Source organism: Vibrio sinus, assembly GCF_023634645.1.
Classification (GTDB): Bacteria; Pseudomonadota; Gammaproteobacteria; order Enterobacterales; family Vibrionaceae; genus Vibrio; species Vibrio sinus.
Map to the genome: position 1 here is coordinate 211,664 of NZ_JAMKMR010000006.1, position 20,189 is coordinate 231,852.

The 20,189-nt window shown below is 42.1% G+C and carries 17 protein-coding genes; 3 read left to right on the forward strand and 14 right to left on the reverse strand.

From position 1 onward, the window contains the following. Window positions 1-8: 8 nt before the first annotated feature. The 14 genes from M9194_RS08875 to tviB form a co-directional block, all read right to left on the reverse strand. Window positions 9-446 carry a glycosyltransferase family protein gene (locus M9194_RS08875; protein WP_250612275.1) on the reverse strand — a complete coding sequence of 146 codons (438 nt, stop codon included), beginning with the start codon at window positions 444-446 and terminating at the stop codon, window positions 9-11. After that, window positions 424-1,701, reverse strand: coding sequence for an O-antigen ligase family protein (locus tag M9194_RS08880; RefSeq protein WP_250612276.1), 1,278 nt, complete (start codon window positions 1,699-1,701; stop codon window positions 424-426). Before M9194_RS08880 ends, M9194_RS08875 begins: the two co-directional genes overlap by 23 nt. A gap of 215 nt (window positions 1,702-1,916) precedes the next feature. Further along, complete coding sequence (locus M9194_RS08885) at window positions 1,917-3,323, reverse strand: glycosyltransferase family 2 protein (RefSeq protein ID WP_250612277.1); 1,407 nt, start codon at window positions 3,321-3,323, stop codon at window positions 1,917-1,919. 284 nt (window positions 3,324-3,607) lie between these two features. After that, window positions 3,608-5,380, reverse strand: a complete 1,773-nt coding sequence (locus tag M9194_RS08890; RefSeq protein WP_250612278.1) for a carbamoyltransferase C-terminal domain-containing protein — start codon at window positions 5,378-5,380, stop codon at window positions 3,608-3,610. 349 nt (window positions 5,381-5,729) lie between these two features. Next, a complete protein-coding gene (locus M9194_RS08895) occupies window positions 5,730-6,449 on the reverse strand; it encodes a cytidylyltransferase domain-containing protein (protein ID WP_250612279.1) in 720 nt (239 codons plus the stop codon). 22 nt (window positions 6,450-6,471) lie between these two features. Beyond that, the gene (locus M9194_RS08900; RefSeq protein ID WP_250612280.1) at window positions 6,472-8,022 is read right to left on the reverse strand and encodes a capsular polysaccharide export protein, LipB/KpsS family; all 1,551 of its coding nucleotides are present in this window, start codon (window positions 8,020-8,022) and stop codon (window positions 6,472-6,474) included. Beyond that, window positions 8,019-9,068, reverse strand: coding sequence for a pseudaminic acid synthase (gene pseI / locus M9194_RS08905; RefSeq protein ID WP_250612281.1), 1,050 nt, complete (start codon window positions 9,066-9,068; stop codon window positions 8,019-8,021). The genes M9194_RS08900 and pseI overlap by 4 nt, the downstream gene beginning before the upstream one ends. A gap of 1 nt (window position 9,069) precedes the next feature. Continuing rightward, a complete protein-coding gene (pseH, locus tag M9194_RS08910; RefSeq protein ID WP_250612282.1) occupies window positions 9,070-9,633 on the reverse strand; it encodes a UDP-4-amino-4,6-dideoxy-N-acetyl-beta-L-altrosamine N-acetyltransferase in 564 nt (187 codons plus the stop codon). Next, window positions 9,630-10,733, reverse strand: coding sequence for a UDP-2,4-diacetamido-2,4,6-trideoxy-beta-L-altropyranose hydrolase (gene pseG, locus M9194_RS08915; protein WP_250612283.1), 1,104 nt, complete (start codon window positions 10,731-10,733; stop codon window positions 9,630-9,632). The genes pseH and pseG overlap by 4 nt, the downstream gene beginning before the upstream one ends. Further along, window positions 10,733-11,431 (reverse strand): pseudaminic acid cytidylyltransferase, encoded by a 699-nt coding sequence (gene pseF / locus M9194_RS08920; RefSeq protein WP_250612284.1) that lies wholly within the window; start codon window positions 11,429-11,431, stop codon window positions 10,733-10,735. The genes pseG and pseF overlap by 1 nt, the downstream gene beginning before the upstream one ends. Continuing rightward, complete coding sequence (gene pseC / locus M9194_RS08925; protein ID WP_250612285.1) at window positions 11,428-12,642, reverse strand: UDP-4-amino-4,6-dideoxy-N-acetyl-beta-L-altrosamine transaminase; 1,215 nt, start codon at window positions 12,640-12,642, stop codon at window positions 11,428-11,430. Before pseC ends, pseF begins: the two co-directional genes overlap by 4 nt. Beyond that, entirely contained in the window at window positions 12,643-14,418 is a 1,776-nt protein-coding gene (locus M9194_RS08930) for an ABC transporter ATP-binding protein (RefSeq protein ID WP_250612286.1), read from the reverse strand. Beyond that, window positions 14,411-15,451, reverse strand: coding sequence for an NAD-dependent epimerase/dehydratase family protein (locus tag M9194_RS08935; RefSeq protein WP_250612287.1), 1,041 nt, complete (start codon window positions 15,449-15,451; stop codon window positions 14,411-14,413). The genes M9194_RS08930 and M9194_RS08935 overlap by 8 nt, the downstream gene beginning before the upstream one ends. 19 nt (window positions 15,452-15,470) lie before the next feature. Further along, window positions 15,471-16,745, reverse strand: a complete 1,275-nt coding sequence (gene tviB / locus M9194_RS08940) for a Vi polysaccharide biosynthesis UDP-N-acetylglucosamine C-6 dehydrogenase TviB (protein WP_250612288.1) — start codon at window positions 16,743-16,745, stop codon at window positions 15,471-15,473. 864 nt (window positions 16,746-17,609) lie between these two features. Between tviB and M9194_RS08945 the strand changes: the two genes are divergently transcribed. The 3 genes from M9194_RS08945 to M9194_RS08955 are packed head-to-tail and all read left to right on the forward strand — an operon-like array spanning window position 17,610 to window position 19,953. Next, window positions 17,610-18,308, forward strand: coding sequence for an N-acetylneuraminate synthase family protein (locus tag M9194_RS08945; protein WP_250612289.1), 699 nt, complete (start codon window positions 17,610-17,612; stop codon window positions 18,306-18,308). Window positions 18,309-18,315: 7 nt separating this feature from the next. Next, complete coding sequence (locus M9194_RS08950; protein ID WP_250612290.1) at window positions 18,316-19,026, forward strand: formyltransferase family protein; 711 nt, start codon at window positions 18,316-18,318, stop codon at window positions 19,024-19,026. Continuing rightward, on the forward strand, window positions 19,027-19,953 hold the full coding sequence (locus M9194_RS08955) for a polysaccharide deacetylase family protein (RefSeq protein WP_250612291.1): 927 nt from the start codon (window positions 19,027-19,029) through the stop codon (window positions 19,951-19,953). Window positions 19,954-20,189 lie beyond the last annotated feature (236 nt).

The following is a 20,189-nucleotide window of genomic DNA, read 5'->3' on the forward strand; positions in this document are numbered from 1 at the left end:
CGTAAATCCTACCGTAATACTGCAGTTGGACTAGCAAGCCGATTAGCCAATAAAGTACTGACATAAAAAAGTAATTTTCGGACACGAGAGGTTTTTGAGATCGAGGAGCTATATTCACATACTGTGAGCGCGGCTTTAGGTACGAATAACTTAGCGATAGCTGCGTAAAAACTCTGCGCATGCAAGGCGGCAAAGACATGATCGTACCCCTCTTTGTACACCTTAATCAAAGACAATAGTACCGAAAAAGAAAAACCACTCCCTTTACGATCAGACCTGATTATACGAGCACCTGCGTTAGTAAAGTTGTCATCATAGAATCTATTGTTATCATATACAAAAACATCAGTACTATGGCCTGCTTTGACAAACTCACATGCTAGATGAGCAAACAAGCGCTGAGCTCCACCAGAGCTTAGAGCATCAATTACTAACAGTATTTTCACAGTTTTTCCTTTCAGAAATCACGAGCCCTACCAACACCGCCATTGCAAACCACAGGGTTTTAAGATACCAAATATTCATCAAGCTACAGATAATTACAACTGGACCAAAAATAAGGTACAGGACACCTCCTCCTGACGAGAAATATCGAGCAGAAATAAAGGCAACCGAATACAACAGAAGAGCAACAATCGAGGCCGCTCCCAACAAGCCACCATCAATATAACTCTCAACCAAATAGTTATGAGCGTTTGGGAGAAGCAACTCATCTCTAACCCGATCAAACTTAACCCTGCCTACACCAAAAACCGGTGTGTTTTCAGACATATAATACGCCAACTTCCAGGTTGGAAGTCGTCCTCCCAAAGAGATTACTGAGCCATCGACTTTTCCTAAATCATGCTGGCGCTCGAATTGATCCGTATACACTTTGTCAGCATTGCCGTAAGCATTGTAATCCAACGACATCCTCTGACTTACCGAGACACCACCTATGCCAATTAGAATTGCACTCGACAGCAACAATCCCACTGCGTACAAAACGATTAGGTAGCGGCGCGAGAACAACGTTCTCGCAGAAAATGTGTTTTTCAATAATCCAGCGGCTGATACAAGAACAATACCGATCATTGCGTAACGAGTGCCCGTAACTGCTACAAGGTAAATGTTTAATGAAAGACACAAAAAAATTAAGAAACTGACTATTGCCAAGCTTTTCCCAGAAAAAAGGGTGAGTCGGTATTTTTCTGCAACAATATATATTAGAGCGACAGATATCAGACCTACTGCAGCACTGTCATTTGGGTTCATTCCACCTAGAAAAGCTCTTAAACCATTCACACCATTCACACCGTTTGAATGAAAATACCACCCCGACAGAGATAAATAACCGACAATAAAAGAAACCAATACCAAACAGAATTTTTTATCTGACAAAGTTGAAATTAAAACCGAAACAGAATAGAACACAACTAGATTAGACATTAGTACCCATAGATATTCATCTATCGTACGACCGCGGAAAAGATCGATAGCTATTGGTGAAAAAAAGGCCAGCAGCACAAGTATCGGAAGGGTTTCTAGTTTTCTCACTGGCAGAAATAAGTACAGCAACAAAGTGAGCCCCCCTAAGAAAAACGAAGGTGTCTTGTCTAGCCAACCCAAATTGACCGTCGAATGATAAGAGAAGCTTGCTCCATAAAGTGCTATAATCAAGAACGAATAAGTCTGTATAGTATTGCGAATTGAATTCCACATATCGTTTATAAAATACCTATTGGTCAATGCTATATTTACTAATTTAACGGTTTGGTATAGCCTTTCAAATCTAAAAACCGATATTTTGAACCGAAAGCATCCGCGTAACGCGAAAGTGAACTTCTCGGACCGAAAAAAACTTTAGATTCAAATAACATGCTATATAGATGTTAAACCCACCTTTGATACCGACAATGTATGACTATCTAGAAACTTTATTCTTTGGAGTTACCACTACCATAGGCAGCAAGGTTAAGCATACTAGGATGCTTAATTTGAATGCTATCTTCCGCAGACATCTCTATGAATGCTATTTTTTCACCAAATAGGTGGTGTTCTTGCAGTACATCCCACCAGCTTGCAATAATAGAACCATTAAATCGGTACAACCTCTCCCGATCGTAAATCAAGTCTTGGAAGCGACCAGGGTTCAACAGGTCCAGCCCATCTCCTCCATAAGAAAACATTGGCTCGCGCTCCTCTTGTACAGAAGTAACCGTATCGCTTTCAGTTATGCGTAAGACGTTAAACGCTTTATCAATATGAGAAGTCTGCCGATAAACAGCGTGAAGACTAAGAAACGCAATTGCATCTGGGTATTCGCCTTCTACGCTAAAGAAGTGTTCACCCGCATGAATCATCAACTCACGTATTGGAATATTTCTCCCACCAAGCTCCTCGTTTCGCAGAACACGCAGGTGCGGAGGCACTGAGCCTGAGCGCTCAAGCTCTTCTGAGTAATCTAGAACACGTTGACTAGACGAGGAAACGACAACTGAAGAGACTTTGGATGATCTGGCTGCGGAGTTTATCGCACGCTCCAACAGGCTACATCCACCAAAATCTCGGAATGGAACACCCTCAAAGCCTGGGTATGACTCTTTTACAGGGATTACTGCCACGTTTTTTAGGCCGTAGTCACCATTAAGTGACTGACTAAGTCTCTCGAATATCCTAGATCGTGCCTGCAATAGGCGATTAGAGTCCCTACTGAGAGAGTCACCATGCTGTCGATAGTAAAAGGTCGGAACATCTATGCTGGCAGCACCAATTCGATCATAGAGCTTATACCATAACTCCCAACCATCTTGCGCATTTATGTCTTCTGAATAGCCGCCCACTGCTTTAAGAGACCTTGTCCTGAACATAGTGCAGGCACCATGAGGAGGCAACTGGCCAACGTTGTCTTCAATACCAAGTTTATATCGGCGTTCAACACCCAGAACGTTCCCGTTAGGATCTGTGTAGAAATAGTTACCGTAAACCAATCCAATATCTGGCGAAGATTCAAGTTTCGCAACCATTACCAAAAGGGCATTTTCATCAAACCAATCATCTGCATCAAGCCGAACCATATACTTACCATTTGCTAGAGCAAGTACCATATTAGCTAAGCGTTGCAGACCAGTTGGTTTCTTGTTTTGTAACAATTTAGTTTTGGCTGGAAAATGTCGGCACAATTCCTCAGCCAGTTCAACTGAGTCGTCATCCGAACCCTCATCAACGATTACGAGCTCCCAATTTGTATATAGTTGCTGGTAAACACTTTCCACACTCTGACGTAAAAAGCGCCCATAGTTACGACAGGGAATATATATAGTTACCAGTGGATTTGATTTCATTGGAGCCTCTTACCTTGCACATTTGATTTTGGAGGTTTATCGAATTTAGTTTTGAGAAATTGCAGTGTGTTGTAAACGCCCATCCGATCGCACAACTAGGCAAAAGAAATACACTGGCCTTATGAAAACCTGAGCTTCTAAAGTAGCTTGTTATTCTACTCGGATTCTCAACCGAACTTACCAAGTATTCCCTGTATAGAGTTGGAGTTTTCTACAAAGCTGAGCTGAATTCAATAAGTAGCCAGCAATAATCCTGACTACTTTGAAGTCACCTCAATATATTACTAGGCTTTACTCACTAGCCAATCACCCAAAATTAGGTGCTTAATACCACAACGTGAGAAAGTATCTAACGCATCAGTTGGTGTACACACAATGGGCTCACCATGGATATTAAATGACGTATTCAATACCGCCCCCACACCTGTACGCGCTTCAAACGCTTTAATTAATGCGTGGTATCCATCGTTATCCTGTTTCCTAACAATTTGAGGCCTTGCCGAGCGATCAAAAGGATGCAAGCCAGCCGACAGGTGCTCTTTACCCAAATCCGTAGAGTCTAACCCTATGGCCATGTAGCGAGCATCAATAGACTTAGGGTTGATAAGATAATCATCAACCCGCTCTTCAAGAACACTCGGGGCAAACGGCATCCAAAAGTCCCGCATTTTTACTAATTTGTTAATTGTGTGAATCACCTGAGGATTACGAGGGTCTGCGATGATAGAGCGATTTCCTAGCGCTCTCGCCCCAAATTCCATAGATTGTGAGTCAAAACGAGCAACAACATCACCATTGGCCATATATTCAGCCACTTTATCTAATACCAGTGGTTCAACCTTGAAAGAATGCGATTCTACATAGTCAGCGATCGTGGACTTGACAGTATCCTCATCATAGGAAATGCCAAAATATCCATTGGTTATAGGCTTAATCGACTTAATATTGCCCTGCTCTACTATTGCAGACATAGCAGCACCGATTGAAATCGACTCGTCCCCAGGACCTGGCGGAATGTAGAGAGAATCAACACCATCTTGCTCCCAAATGAGTTTATTAGCCTTAATATTTTGAGCTACGCCGCCAGACATCACGATATTGTTTAAACCAGTTTCTTCAACTCCATTTTTGATCCAGTCACAAAGCAGCTCTTCAGTACGCTTTTGAATACCATATGCAACTGCATCAAAACGCATCCCTTCCAAGCGTTCTTTGAAATGGAAGAAGTGATCCGCCACCTCAACTTTATACTTAAAACCTAAACCATCGACCTGAAGTGTTTCGGCAAAAACTTCATAAGCCTTACGCGCATTGGTCATAGAATTATAGGCTGCAAGGCCCATAAGTTTATACTCATGATCTGCCGGGCGCATCCCAAGTAACAACGTGGCATAGCGATACATGCGACCTATATTGCAATTTGAAGAGCGTGAAATAAACTCCAACGGCTCACCTGGTCGACCAATAGACACTGTGCCATTCTGACCGTCACCACCGCCATCCATCGTATAAACTAACAACTCTTTGGTTTGAGCTTCGGGACAGGTTAAGTAACCGTAATATGCATGGCAAGTATGGTGATCATGGACCGAGATTTTATCCGCTGTAATATTCAAAATCTCGCAGGTATGTTTAACCCTCGCAGCCCACATTCCTTCATGATCGGCTTCGTTTTTAATCAAGCTTTCGTCATAAGGAAAATCAGTATTGTCCACATGCTCTTTGAAAATCTCCGTGTACAGTGGCGACTTTCCTTCATAAAATTTAGGGTACCAATACTCTTTTTGCTCTTTCCAGTAATCTTCGATTGAGAATGTTGAGTTCCGACGTGTCTTGAAGTAGGCAGGTGGCAGTGTTTTGGTAGCCATAGCAACATGATCAATATCATCTAAGCCAATGTCTGCATCATTCAGAACCGCTTTGACCGCCTGATATGGAAAACCATAGTGATGCTTTTCTCGAGAGAATCTCTCCTCTCCCGCGGCTGATACCAACTCACCATCCACAATAAGCGCAGCGCTTGCATTGTGCCCATCGTGAATTCCTAAAATAATCATATTTATTTCTCCCTTAGACATTCGACTTTGGCCATTTAAATGATCCTCGCTGAGTAACCCCTAACCAGTTATACAGTATGCTGATAAAAAGTTATAAACAATACTGATAGGGGTTATGTTCTTGAATAATATATTATTAGCAATATTGAAGAGACTACTATTGTCAGATCAAATCATACTGATTAGGTCTATATTTGCACCAAAAATGACACCAGCTTCCTAGAAAATGGTTCACTTTGTATACTTAACCACTATTTCATTCTATATGTTAACACCTAAAAAATGAGCCGTTGATCTGTTACATTTTCCCGAAAACTCAAAAGTTGAGATGGCTAGCTATCAAAATAAACTAATTAACGTTTAAAAAATGATTCTTGTCCCAAAGTTTCGCGAGTTCAAGCACAGTCCTGGCTGATTGTTCTGGTATTGGATTGCTTAGCTCAAGCTTTTTAGCGACCCACTCTGCACGGTGTAGATCCTTATCGGTATCAACAACTAAGGAGGTAGGATAAACAGCTTTGCATATGTTCGGATAATCCAGATAGCGAATATCGAAACTGCCCGCTCGCTCATAGAGGAAGGAGGTAAGATGTTCTTTATGAGAAGCTTGGAAAAATTCATAGTATTTCTCCAATGCCGAGCACAATACGACCTCAGTTGTTAACCCAGGAGGAAGCATGTATTCACCAGAAGTAGTAACTAGGTCGCACCGCCGATAAGACATATTTTCAATCGACGACCTAACGATGGACACATCATAAAATGGGCGATCACCACAAATACGCACGAAAGCATCCCAGCCATAATAATTACACGCATCTATCGCCCTTTTCGCAACATCATTTACGTTACCACGAAAAACTTCAACGCCTTGAGATTTGGCAAAGTCAGCAATTACGTCATCAGTTTTTCGATCAGAGGTGGCAACCACGACACCCTCCACTCCAGTTAACTTCTTACTTCTATCAATTACTCTACCAAGCAACTCTTGACCATTGATTTTCAATAGTGCTTTTCCGGGTAACCGAGTAGAATCATACCTAGAAAAGATTAAAACCCCAATATTCATATTATTTTCAATACTTTAAACTCTAATTAACTCTTTTCTTCACTTCACTATCAATAAAGCTCTCGATCAATCCCCTCATCCCATCATGCTGACTTGACACAAAACTATCGTCGTACCAGCACTCTTTATACATATTCAATTGCCCGCAATTGTTAATCATAGGTACTCCGTAATTACTGATCAAACGAACTAAAAAGTTCCGAACGTCATCCACTGATGCGACAGCACATTTCGAAAAAGTGTCGTAGCTCTCGACCTCAGACCAAGAAACCACATTCGGACACCCGGCATACCATGCTTGGCCAAATACTATTGCAGGTTTGCCTAGTAACGAAGCTTCCAACGCCACAGAACCAGTAATTGTAGCGACACCTTCGCTGTTTCTCATTAGATCAAACGAATCGACCTCAGGTCCTGCAAGTGTAATACCTCCAATATTATTTACTAGTTGGTAAAATAATGGGCTACGTCCACGAGAGCCTCGATCGGCCATCAAAAATTGTGAAGGATGCTCCTTAACAACAATATCTATATTGCTAGGAAGAAATCTCCTCAATAAGACCAGAACCTTAAACTGATCATGATACGCCTCACCGTCAGGGTTCGTTGTTCTTTCCGGTTCATAGTGTAGAGGAAAGTAGTAATAATCATTATTAAAGTTAACCTCATGAATTGAACTTGCAATCGCGTTATAGAGATTCCGCTGTCTACTTCTTTTAACCAAGTATCTTGAAACAAAGAAAAACCTATAAGGATTAGTAGCTCGATATTTCTTATCAAGAAGCAACTTTATATCTGAAGCTGCATAACGCAGTACATAAAGCGTTTCTACGCTAAATATTTTCTTTATCCGGTTACCAAGCCTAGCATCATTTCTCTGTCTAACCATATAGTGTGGAGAAAAGCTGGATTTTGAACATGATAATTCCTTCAAGGTGTCTACATACTCATTAACTGTAGACTCAAACCTAGCAAGCAAACTCGGATCAATGTTCTGAGCTCTTTTAACAAAAGATCCATCTTCTTTTTGTAGGAAGTTAACTGGCATAAGTGCGCAATCTTTAAAATGAGCAGTGGGTAATCCTAGATAACGTGCTACGCGAAAGATCAAATACTGTGCATGCGAGTGAGGTTTTTCTATCATTAATACTGCGTCGGGCTTCTTTTCATAAAAAAACTTCAACGCCCATATTAGCAGTTTGTGAAAATACACTTCCCGATCAATTCGAGAAAAAGTACCGTTCAAGTCGAGACGATCCATCATTTTCAAACAGATGTCTTTAGCATCCAAATAATCTTTTGTCGCAAAAAATTCACTATACTCACCCAAATAGTTAATTTTTGGGATATCTACAGGCCTGTGGACAAAGTCAAGCATACGTACAACCGAATCACCGAATGTGCTTTTAGCGCCTTCATAGTGACGGTCATCACCTAACCACAGCACAGGTGTTGCCACACCAGTGTTGTGTAACTCTCGGGCTAGTTCCAACCATGGCTCATTCCCTGTCATAAAGAAGCAGTATTTGACTGGACTATTTTTATCCGAAACTGGCATATTACTTTTATTCATTCAAAATCATCTATTCTGACAGGAGTATTTCTTCCAATGTCTTTGGTTAACCTACGACCTATAAGAGTCTCATAAAATTTAGGAGCTAGTCCATAACCTGGCCTCACAGATCTAATGTGCTCCTTAGTCAATAGCTCTCCAGCTTTTAGATCAGCAATATAATAAAGAGATCTTCTGAACTTGACATTACCTTGCTCACTGGATTTTGTACCGTAATCAACCTGCCCAAGTGAGTTCCAGGCGGTTTTTGAATCACGACAGAGGGCCATTAACTCATGTGGCTCTAAAGAAAAACTATCATCCGGCCCCCCCCCCATACGGTCAAGGGTAAAGTGCTTTTCAATAATAGAAGCCCCTAAGCAAACACTCGCGATCGCCGTTGTATTATCCAAGGTATGATCTGACAACCCAGTTACTAAACCAAATCTATTTATCATGTCGGGTATGGTTTTCAGGTTGTAATCTGCTGCAGGTGCAGGATATCCACTAACACAATGCAGAATTGCAATATCTTTACAGCCCCCTTCCCGTGCAGTTTCCACGGCCTCCGCAATTTCCTCTGCATCAGCCATCCCCGTGGAGATAATCATAGGTTTTCCTGTTCCCGCCGCATATCGGATCAACGGCAAGTCAACAACCTCAAACGATGCTATTTTATAAGCTGGGGTATTTAGATCCTCGAGCATATCAATAGCCGTCATATCGAATGGAGAGCTGAAAATTGTAATTCCAAGTTTGCTGGCATAGTCAAATAGAGGTTTATGCCACTCCCAAGGCATGTGAGCTTCTTGATAAAGGTCATAGAGAGATCTCCCATCCCATAGCCCTCCCGCTATTTTGAAATCATCTTTGTTAGATTGCAAAGTAATCGTGTCTGGCCGGTAGGTTTGAAGCTTTACAGCATCGGCCCCAGCCTTAGCCACTTCCTCAATAATTTTAATAGCTGTTTCTAATTTTCCATTATGGTTAGCCGATAATTCAGCAATTACATAGGGAGGAACATCATGACTAATACGACGACCTGCAATTGAGATTTCAGGCTTCATTCTATCTCCTAGTAAGACGATTTAGCTTTTCTAAAATGTCAGGACGTATATCTAACCAATCACTTTTATGTAATTCAAGTCGAAAGACATCAAAAAACAAACCATCACGAAAATACTGTTCTTTGAACTGCCCTGCAATATTGAAGCCAAACTTCTCATGAAGTCTAATAACTGGTTTATTGAAATCCAGAACTTCACACCAAAGCTTACGCAGCCCAAGCTCTCCAAAAGCATAATCTAGAGCAACAAACTCCATTCGAGAGCCAGTTCCTTTAGGCGCCTCCGGTGAGGCATAGAATGCCCATGGTGAATTTTGATTTTTCGTATCAATTCCGGTGAACCCAACGATACCAAGAGGTACATTTTGGAACTCGTACATGAAGTAGCGAAATTGTTCAGACTGTTTAATACTGCTATACCAAGTTAGGTGATCGTTAAGCGATATTTCATGAGTTGTATACATATTCTCTCTCACAGTTGGAGCATTTCTCCATGAGAGCATCATTTCCAATTCAGAATCTCTAATTAATCTAAGTGTGCTAAGTAAGTTAGCATTTCCATTCATACTTTTAATCTCCCAAGCATTAATTCCACTACTTTGCTACAACCATCGCCGCTAACTAGTGAAGAGCCCCCTACTGACATTCGTTTCAATACTTGAGCACTGTTTGGAGAGCTGATAAGCATCTGAAGCGCATCGAGCGCTTCCTCAATACTGTTTGCTATAATCGCAGCACCGCTGGCCTTCAAAGCCCCGGCAGCTGCGTGTTGATTCTCGGCAATAACTATCAGTATTGCCGGTAAGCCCAAACAACAACGCTCCCAAGATGTACTTCCTGCGGCACCAATCGCTAGATCAGCCCGACTCATCCTCTCAGCCATATCTTTCACGTTCACACTTACAGTCGCTGTACAGGATAACTGCTTCGCTAGTTCTTGAACATCTTCTAAATAAGGTGCCGCGGAGCCCATAACAATATCGAGTTCTAAATAACTTGGAAGAGCTAGCGTAGAAAGCGCACCCAATAGTTTCCCGGTAACGTTTGTACGATCTATGCCACCTAACGATACGAAAAGCCGATACACTTTTGCGTTTTGTCGGCGATCAACACTTATCTTACGTAATTCTGCAAACTCTGGGCGTAGTAACGCGTATTGAGGGCCAACCAGGCGTAAACAACTTGCTTCTAAAAGCCCATCGTAATCACCAACCTGCCTCCCTAAATTTTGGTCCAGTAGCACGTCACAGCTATGACCTCTATCAGCAAGATCATCGACAACAAAGACGCGAGATACGTGTTTTCCGACCAACTGCTCCCAATTTCTGTCTAATGCATAATGATCTACGACGAGCCAATCTACGGCTCTATCACTCAATACCAATTGAGTTTGTTGTGCATCTTGCTCCCAGTGAGTACCAAGCCAACGAGCATGATCGTTCCACTCAAATCTTGTTGCCTGTTTGTCGCACGTAGTGTCACTAGGTAGCATTTCAACTCGATGACCGTGTGACCTGATTTTTTCACTCAAATGTCCTTTATGAGCGCGTGTTATAAATATGCACTCGTGGCCTCGATGTATTAATTCATCTGCAAGCGCTAAACAGCGCATTACGTGACCTGTGCCAATCTCAACCGATGAGTCTGTACGAAAGGCGATTTTCATTAAACCACCCCTTCAGCCCGCATTGCTTTGAACAACCACTCTGCCCTTTCCCAATCTTCTATCGTATCTATATCTTGCACTCTAAAACGAGGCAACTTAACTACGCTCGATTGTTGTGTGAAAACAACTCTCTCTTCGCACCAAGCCTCAGCTGTGCCCCAATAGAATTGTCCAGCGTCATGCCACGCTTCAACAAGATCTTGTGATCGTGTAAAAAAATGCTTGGCCTGAAACATGTTAATTCTGCCAGCATTATCTATTTCAAAAGCTCTTTGGATGGGGTATGAGTAACTAGAAGCTGAGAACACGTAATCAAGTTCGCTGCCCTCAATCAAGTTCAAACCTGTTCCTAGATCCTTACCCAAGACAAAAGGAGCTGTGGCGTACAAGCAACAAGCCAGCGCTACATTCTCTCCATTTTTGTTCATCCATTCAATCGCATGATGCATCACGGGGATCGTACCCGTGTGATCATCGGAAAGGTTATGGGGACGGAAAAAGGGAACCTCAGCCCCGCAGTCTTTCGCAACATCTGCGATCTCAGCGTCATCTGTTGAAACTATAACTCTATCGAAATAACCTGACTCTATCGCGGTAGCAATTGAGAAACTGATCATTGGCTTACCACAGAACTGCTTGACGTTCTTTCGTGGGATTCTCTTACTTCCCCCACGAGCAGGAATCACACATAGTTTCATGCTATTGCCATCAAGTTACGTAATGATGCTATGACTGAATTAAATTCTTCATCAGTCAAACCGTAATACAGTGGGAGGGTTAAAGTCTGTTCGTAGTACGAATTAGTATTTGGGCACGCGCTTTGCCTGTAACCTAGCGTACTATAATATGGCTGCCAATGGACTGGGATGTAATGCACCTGGCTACCTATCCCCATATCCTTCAAACGCCTCATAAACTCACCGCGCCCAATGGCGAGCTTATCAAACGATATTCGAGCTATGTATATGTGAATTGAGCTATCGGTTCTATATTGCGGTTGTGCAGGTTCAATAAATGGGATATCTCGTAAAGCTTCGTCATAACGTAATGCCAGCTCTTGACGCCTCATTACAAATCTATTCAATTTTTTAAGTTGAGATACACCCAGTGCAGCCTGAAAATCTGTCATTCGATAATTAAAGCCCAACTGCTGCATTTCGTAGTACCAAGGATTTAAATTTCCCTCTGAATCGAATGCGTTTTCAGGACAGAAGAGTGGTTCGCTATCTGGCACACTAATCCCGGGGTGTACAAAGTTTCCTTTGCATATTCCATGGCTTCTTAACTGCAGCAATTTTTTATAAGACATGTAGTCATTTGTAGTAATGACTCCCCCCTCGCCTGTCGTAACACCCTTAACAGGGTGAAGCGAAAAAACTGTGAAATCAGAGTATTTACAGCTTCCAACTTTTGCTCCGCACTGATAACTGGCTCCGAGGGCGTGGGCCGCGTCTTCAATCACTTTTACTCCAGCCGGATTTACCATTGACGCGATACTTTCCATATCACATGGAAGCCCTCCAAAGTGTACAGGTAGAACTACTTTCACCCCACTGGTTCGCAGAAGTTCTTTTCCTAACTCTTCTGGGCACATATTAAGTGTGGTTGGATCCATATCCACGAACACTGGTCGAGCGCCACAATAGAGAACCGCATTTGGTGTTGACACAAAGGTATTAGGGCTAACCAAGGCTTTATCACCTTTAGAAAGGCCTGTGGCCATACAAGCTAAATGAAGTCCTGCCGTAGCGTTTGACACTGCAACGGCATACTTAGCGCCCACCATTTCCGCTAGCTTTGCCTCGAATTCATCTATCTTAGGGCCTTGAGTCAACCAGCCATTTTTCAGTACATCAACCACTGCATCGATATCATCTTGTTCGATAAAATGCTTTCCATACGGGATCATTTAAGACTCTCTTCTGTCTGCTGGCTCTGCCAGGATGAGTTGTTCATAGGTGCTGCTGGAGAGAATTTCGCCGCTCTCCATCTGAATTAGATAATTACACGCTTCTAGTGTATTTAGTCGATGTGCTACAAGAATCACTGTAAGCTCAGAGTTCAACTCCCTCAACGCGCCCATGAGGACTTTCTCTGTATGTTGGTCTAAAGCACTCGTAGCCTCATCAAAAATTAGAATTTCAGCCTCTCGATATAAAGCCCTGGCAATTGATAACCTTTGCAACTGCCCACCAGAAAACTGGACTCCCGCTTCCCCAACACTAGTATGAATCCCTTGCTCCAAGCCTTCAATAGTGCTGTTCAGTTGTGCAACTTTGAGGCAGGTGTTCAGCCGTTCAAAATCTGGACTCTCTCCAGCAAGAACAATACTATCCAGAATTGTCGAGTCTGAAAAATAGACTGACTGCGATACCACTGCCAACTTATCTCTCCAATCAGAGCGATTTCTGGCACCGAGTTCCACACCGTCAATCAATATTGAGCCTGATGTAGGGCTCAAAAGGCCGCAAATAAGGTCTAATAGGGTACTCTTACCAGACCCCGTTTTCCCATAGATCCCGACCCAATCTCCTTTCTTGATCGAGAGTGTAATGTTCTTTAGTTGGTTGGTTTGTGTCCCAGGATAACTATAGCTTACCTGGTTAAGCACCAAACTTTTTTCAAAATCGATGCTTTTGCATGCTACTTCTATAGGAGTATCTCTATCATTTGTCACCGACGCCATATCGATGACATCCCCGACAGAACAGAGAGCTCCCCTCATAGTCGCAACATTTGCGTATATAACTTGCGCCAACGGCATAATTCTCTGTACACCTAAAACAACCACACCTAATGACGGCAATAAATCTCCTGATAGTGTGAGGTGACCCGCTTGCATCAGAGCCATTCCCACAAGCGAAATCACCAAAAGTGACTCCACAACATATCTCGGTGCTTGACTTAAAACAGCGCTACTGCTTTGAGCTAGCCGAAACTCTCTATCCATCGCAGTGAATGTATTTCTTCTAGTCTCACCCGTATCACTTAGTATCACCTCACGAATACCTTGAAATGATTCTTGTACTTCCTGAACTATCGAGTTAGAACGCTCGCTGATTATTTGGCTGTTATAGGCAAGTTTGGATCTTATAGATAATGTTATACCAGTGTAAACCAAGCCGATCAAAACAACGACTGCAACGACTGCTAGTCCAGCAGTTATTACAAGTGCGCTAACTATAGCGATCAAAAGAACAAAACTACTACATATCGCAACAAGTGGATTTATGTAGCTACCCACAAGTTGGTTTATCTTCATCGTGATGCCAGCAACAACCTCACTAGTGTTGCGAACTATGTGCTGCTCATAACTCTGCTCCAACAACCGGCTAAATACCAAGATGCTAAAATCATGCCCTACTGCGTTACCCCAACTTACCTGGAGCCACACTAGCACAATCCTGTACAGGGAAGAGATCATGATTATCACTGCAAACAGAATACCTATGCTATACGATTCGCTTAACGGGATATAACTAGTCAAAGGCTTGATAAATTTCATCACCTCCCCGTTCATCGCAGAGACAGGATCAAGTATGTAGGCCAAGATAGGAAATACTGACGCCAAACTCACAACTTCGAAAACAGCACCTAATGCTGTAAGAAGCACCAGTAAACCACCTTGATTTCTACGACTCACACTGACCAAAGATAGCAGCTTACTCAAGTTTGAATTACTCAACTTGCTGCTTCCTCTGTTCCACAAACCATTTCACAGTTTCGACAACGCCCTCTGCTATTCGATGACTGGGAGCGTAACCCAATTCATCAGTCGCACGCGAAATATCTGCCTGAGAATGACGCACATCACCCGCCCTAAAGTCTTGGTAAGCAGGTGACTGTACTTTAAGCCCTTCTACCAGATTTTGCGCAGCGGAAGATATCAGCTCATACAAAGTATTGAGTGACGTTCTATCGTTTAAAGCAACATTGAAAAGCCCATAACTCCTTGTTAACGGATTGGAGCAAGCTGCCAAAATGTTCATTTGTACTGCGTTTTGCACGAAACAAAAATCACGACTTGTCTCACCATCACCGTTAATCGCTATCTGTTCACCACTTAAAACGCTTCCAATCCATTTTGGGATAACTGCAGCATATGCGCCGTTGGGATTCTGCCGTGGTCCGAAGACATTGAAATATCGCAGCCCCACTGTTCTGAACCCGTAAACTGATTCAAATACCTCTGCATATAATTCATTGACATATTTGGTTACAGCGTAAGGTGACAAAGGTTTACCAATGACATTTTCTACTTTCGGTAGAGCAGGATGATCGCCATAGGTCGAGCTGCTCGCAGCATAAGTAAAGCTGGAAACATTCTCATCTCTGGCTGCAGTGATCATATTCAAGAACCCTGTCACATTTGCGGAGTTGCTAGTAATTGGATCATTTATAGAGCGGGGGACAGATCCAAGAGCAGCCTGATGCAATACATAATCAACGCCCTCACAGACCTCTAGACAAGTGTCGAAATCACGAATATCACCTTCTCGAAACTTAAATCTATCCCACTGTTCTTTCGTTACACTATCTTTAACCAAATCAAGATTCGATTGAAAGCCAGTTGCAAAGTTATCCAGACCCATAACTTTTTGATTCAATTTCAAAAGAGCCTCTAACAAATTTGAACCAATAAAACCCGCTACCCCTGTAACGAGCCATATTCGTGGATTAAGCTCTAGATTCTCTTTTACTCGCTCAAACTCAGACATTTAAATCTCCAAAAAGGCTTTATAAACGCACATCAACGTCTTCTTTGCTGAATATGTATTTTAAATCGTACAATACATGTTTTTGTTTACCTAAAGCCCTAACCTTCTGAGAGCCCATATCTTTAAAACAACTATGGCCAACTGCTATCAATATTGAGTCATAACTATTTTCCATACACTCTGAAATTAACTTAACGCCATACTCTTTTTCAGCCTCTTCGTTAGAGCACCACGGATCATAAATATCAGGGACGATGTTATACTCATTAAGCTCATCTATAATATCTATCACCCTTGTGTTCCTAAGATCAGGGCAGTTTTCTTTAAACGTCAACCCCATGATCAACACCTTGGCACCTTCAACTTGTATTCGTTCTTTAATCATCGTTTTGACTAGCTGGGAAACCACATATTTACCCATTCCATCATTTAGCCGACGACCCGCCAATATCATCTCTGGATGATATCCAACTGACTGAGCCTTATGTGTCAAATAATAGGGATCAACACCAATACAGTGGCCACCAACCAAGCCGGGGCGAAATGGTAGAAAATTCCACTTTGTACCTGCAGCTTCTAAAACTTCCAGTGTATCAATGCCAAGACGATTAAAAATGATAGATAGTTCGTTTATCAGAGCAATATTCACATCTCTCTGTGTGTTCTCAATAACTTTGGCAGCCTCTGCAACCATGATGCTGCTTGCTTTAAAAGTTCCAGCGGTAATGATCGAAGCATACAGTTGGTTGACAAATTCAGCCACTTCTCTCGTAGAGCCACTGGTTACTTTCAGTATGGTGCTTACACGGTGTTCTTTGTCACCTGGATTGATGCGCTCCGGGCTATATCCAGCGTAAAAATCAACGTTAAATCTAAGGCCGGAAGCTCGCTCAACTACTGGAATACAGACTTCCTCAGTTGCACCAGGGTAGACTGTCGACTCGTATATAATTATGTCGTCAGTTTTAACAACACTTCCCAGCATCTCACTAGCACGCACTAATGGCGATAGATCCGGCTGCTTGTGTCGATCAATCGGGGTAGGAACGGTGACTATGTAAACATTACACCCTTTCAAGTCTTCAACAGAGTTAGAAAACTGTAGATGCTTTGCTTCAGCTAACTCCTCTTTACTAACTTCTAATGTAGAATCTGTACCAGCTCGCAATTCAGCAACCCGATTCTGATCAATATCAAAACCAAACACACTAAACTTCTTACTAAATTCAACGGCCAGCGGCAGGCCAACGTAACCCAACCCAATTATTGCAATTTTTGCATTTTCAATATTCAAATTTAATCCCTGCACATTTGTTAAAACAACAATGAAAATGGCATGTGAAAAACGTAACCAATTGACCCTTTAAAGAATTCTGTTGGGCATAATTGTGACATATTGTTCCACTAAAAAGCTCCAAACCTGAATAGTATAATTTGCTGCGCAAGACAGGTATATAAATGATCTCAACCTCAGCCCCCGATTTGGTTAATCTTGCTTGCAATTGCTTATACTCGAGCACTTTCCATTTCAGAAATCTGGCGGTCATTATTGCCCCTGCCGGCACTCTTTCTGTTGAAAAGCAGTAGTTCAACACACTCAAACGTACATTGAGCTCGCTTGCGAGATAGGTCTTGCCTCAATATTCTCTTCAAGCACTCGCATAAGCAAGTAGCTCCTCTTGAAATGAGGTATTTTCTGATTTTTCAGGCGGTGGCATTTTTCTTTCAAAGACAGCAATACTCGGCGCGATGACACAGCACGGTTATGGAAACGTTCATATAACAGACATACTATCCTGATATCACTCCCACGTCACGCCATTTGTAGTCATTTATAAACTTGCCTGATTTAACTCAAACATAGAACGCTGCTCAAAATTGATTGGTCACAAAAATATTCTTTGTAATTACGCATTTCAACAACTTTGGTATTTCAGACTCTATTTAGACAACAATTGTTACAATACGGCACTTTCCAACTAGATACTTGGAATTGCGAGAGCAAAAGCATCATTCCAGACATCACTTATTTTTCCTGTGATATATCCCTCGATCATGACATTCATTATTGAGTGATGTAAGATCGCCATATACTATTACCCCCCTGTAAAATCAGGAACCTAATTTTAACGACCACCTAATTTAAAAGGAAATACGCATGGCTCTCACTTTCATCGCTGAAATTGGCTTGAATCATAATGGTAATTTTGGCCTACTACCTGAACTGATTCGCCAAGCCTCTCTCGCTGGTGCCGATATTGCCAAATTTCAGCTTGGCTGGCGTGCAGGCGAAGGTGAAATGAATCAGCTGACCAAAAAAGAACTGAAAGTGATCGTAGATGCATGTGAATATTATGGTGTTGAGCCAATGTTCTCGATTTTTACAGAAGAAGCTTTAGAAACGATTAAAACGTTTGATTATGATTTCACCCACTACAAAATCGCTTCACGTACTGTGGTTGATAATCCAGAGCTGGTAGAGAAAGTTCTAGATGAAGGGAAAGAAACATTTGTATCACTAGGGTTCTGGGATAGAGAAGGCCTACCATTTGAGAATCGCGATAATTTAAATTATCTGTTCTGCATTTCCAAATACCCATGCTTACCAAACGATATAAAAAATTTCCCTGAAGACTTTTCTAGCTCGCCTTACATTGGCTATAGCGACCATACGATTGGTACCGAGGCAGTGCTTCTAGCTGTAGCAAGAGGAGCAAAAGTAATTGAAAAACATTTCACCTTAGATAAATCAGATACCACCATTCGCGATCATGCCCTCAGCACCACGCCAGATGAATTTGGTGAAATGGTAAAAAACGCACGTGCGATCTCACGTTTGCTGGACTTGGGAGTTTAAAGCTTCTATGGAAAAGGTTGTCCTATTGGGGAATGATACACCACATCGCCGTTATATCATTAATTCGCTTATCGATCGTGGATTTAACATTAGCGATTGTTTATTCCAAACCAACAATCTGGAACCCTCATTTGATACCAAGCCCAAATGGCAAACACAGGAAAATGAGGCATTAATAAGTCTTTTTGAGAACGAAGCTCGCCAGGATCTTGAACGTGTATCAGTACAATATGTAAGAGATTTGAATGACACAACGTCACAGGACTACCTTAAAACGATTGCCCCCTCTTTTTACATCGTTAGCGGCGCGGGTAAGTTAAAAGGTAGCATCTTACAGCTGATTACTAATAAGAGCCTAAACGTACATATTGGTTATGCCGAAGAATATCGTGGTCTTGATAGCAACCTCTGGGCTATTTACCATGGCGACTATTCACATATCGGCGTTACACTCCATAAACTAGAAAACGAGTTAGATACAGGGAATATCATTGAGCAAACAACTCTAGATCTACCCTCCGATATTGCGATCACTACTTTACGCTATTATGAATCACGTTTAGCGGTAGAGATGCTTACGCGTGCACTAGAGAAGCAAAGGCAAGGACAGCTCGCTAGTCGCAAGCAAACATCGCTCGGCAGATATTACTCGTTTATGCCAGCCTGTTTAAAAGACCATATTGAGAGTAAAATTACTAAGGCGACGAGATTGAAATAAATGACCAAAGATCACGAACTGACCATGTTACTCTACCATGGAGTGACAAACACTTCACCAGAAGGAATTGCTAACTACTCAGGCAAACATATTGCAGCAAATGCTTTTGATGACCAGATGCGTATACTTCATAATCACTGCAATGTACTCACCATCGACGATGTAGTAACACTTACCCGAGAGAAAAAAGACTGGCCAGAGAATGCTGTGGTAGTAACATTTGATGATGGATTTAGAAACAATCTTCAATGCGCCGCCCCGATACTGGAAAAATACAACATCCCCGCAACCTTTTACATATGTGCGGGCATGGTCGGAACAGATCAAATGTTTTGGGTCGATGAGATTGAAGATTGTATAAACCGAACTCTACACTCTACAATCACCATTACACTTGATAAAAAACGATACTTTGAGTTAACGTCACCCGAAGCAAAGATCTCTGCTATAGAGTCTATTAAGCAATTCTGCAAACGTTCTACATCAGTCACAAAAAACCGCGTACTTGCAGATCTCACCCTAGCATCCGATATAACTCCGAATGTGAAGCACTCTGCGAACTATCAGATGATGTCATGGGATGAGTTAATAGAACTTAATAGTAACCCACTCTTCACCATTGGTGGTCACACTTTATATCATGATATCATGTCTTCGCGTCCAGTAGAGGAAATGACTCAGGATGTCAAAGAAACCTTATCTTTACTTGAGCAGAAGCTAGGTCACCCAATTCGGCATTTTGCTTACCCAGAAGGACAAGCACATCATTACTCGGAAGAAGTCATTACATCCCTCAAAAACTACGGAGTATCCATCTGTCCAACAGCAATTGACGGAACCAACCCGCCGGGAAGTGATCTATTCCACCTAAAACGCATTATGCCCGGTTTCATGAATCGAGCGTTCCCTATATTGTCTGAGGTTTGATAAAGCACGATTGAACTCTGTTGCATATACGAAAATAGAGGCATCACTATCACTACTCGTGTTCTAGCTTTCGCCCAAGGTCCATTATGAAGTAAAAAAGTTACCGGTTACCCAAAGGCGCTATTCTTACCTTAACTCTACTGTTAATTTCTGCAACATAGTAGGAACCTATATGGAGAGATGCATCAACATTAACCATACAACATCAACTGCCGGCTCTTATTTCTCCCCCAGAA

What these genes read in the sequence shown, in the direction of transcription:
- pseC (WP_250612285.1), bottom strand. Translation starts at nt 12,642, where the DNA reads ATGATCCCGTATGGAAAGCATTTTATCGAACAAGATGATATCGATGCA.
- pseH (WP_250612282.1), bottom strand. Translation starts at nt 9,633, where the DNA reads ATGAATGGAAATGCTAACTTACTTAGCACACTTAGATTAATTAGAGAT.
- M9194_RS08885 (WP_250612277.1), bottom strand. Translation starts at nt 3,323, where the DNA reads ATGAAATCAAATCCACTGGTAACTATATATATTCCCTGTCGTAACTAT.
- pseF (WP_250612284.1), bottom strand. Translation starts at nt 11,431, where the DNA reads ATGAAACTATGTGTGATTCCTGCTCGTGGGGGAAGTAAGAGAATCCCA.
- M9194_RS08890 (WP_250612278.1), bottom strand. Translation starts at nt 5,380, where the DNA reads ATGATTATTTTAGGAATTCACGATGGGCACAATGCAAGCGCTGCGCTT.
- M9194_RS08880 (WP_250612276.1), bottom strand. Translation starts at nt 1,701, where the DNA reads ATGTGGAATTCAATTCGCAATACTATACAGACTTATTCGTTCTTGATT.
- M9194_RS08935 (WP_250612287.1), bottom strand. Translation starts at nt 15,451, where the DNA reads ATGTCTGAGTTTGAGCGAGTAAAAGAGAATCTAGAGCTTAATCCACGA.
- M9194_RS08945 (WP_250612289.1), top strand. Translation starts at nt 17,610, where the DNA reads ATGGCTCTCACTTTCATCGCTGAAATTGGCTTGAATCATAATGGTAAT.
- M9194_RS08895 (WP_250612279.1), bottom strand. Translation starts at nt 6,449, where the DNA reads ATGAATATTGGGGTTTTAATCTTTTCTAGGTATGATTCTACTCGGTTA.
- M9194_RS08955 (WP_250612291.1), top strand. Translation starts at nt 19,027, where the DNA reads ATGACCAAAGATCACGAACTGACCATGTTACTCTACCATGGAGTGACA.
- M9194_RS08950 (WP_250612290.1), top strand. Translation starts at nt 18,316, where the DNA reads ATGGAAAAGGTTGTCCTATTGGGGAATGATACACCACATCGCCGTTAT.
- M9194_RS08900 (WP_250612280.1), bottom strand. Translation starts at nt 8,022, where the DNA reads ATGAATAAAAGTAATATGCCAGTTTCGGATAAAAATAGTCCAGTCAAA.
- pseI (WP_250612281.1), bottom strand. Translation starts at nt 9,068, where the DNA reads ATGAAGCCTGAAATCTCAATTGCAGGTCGTCGTATTAGTCATGATGTT.
- pseG (WP_250612283.1), bottom strand. Translation starts at nt 10,733, where the DNA reads ATGAAAATCGCCTTTCGTACAGACTCATCGGTTGAGATTGGCACAGGT.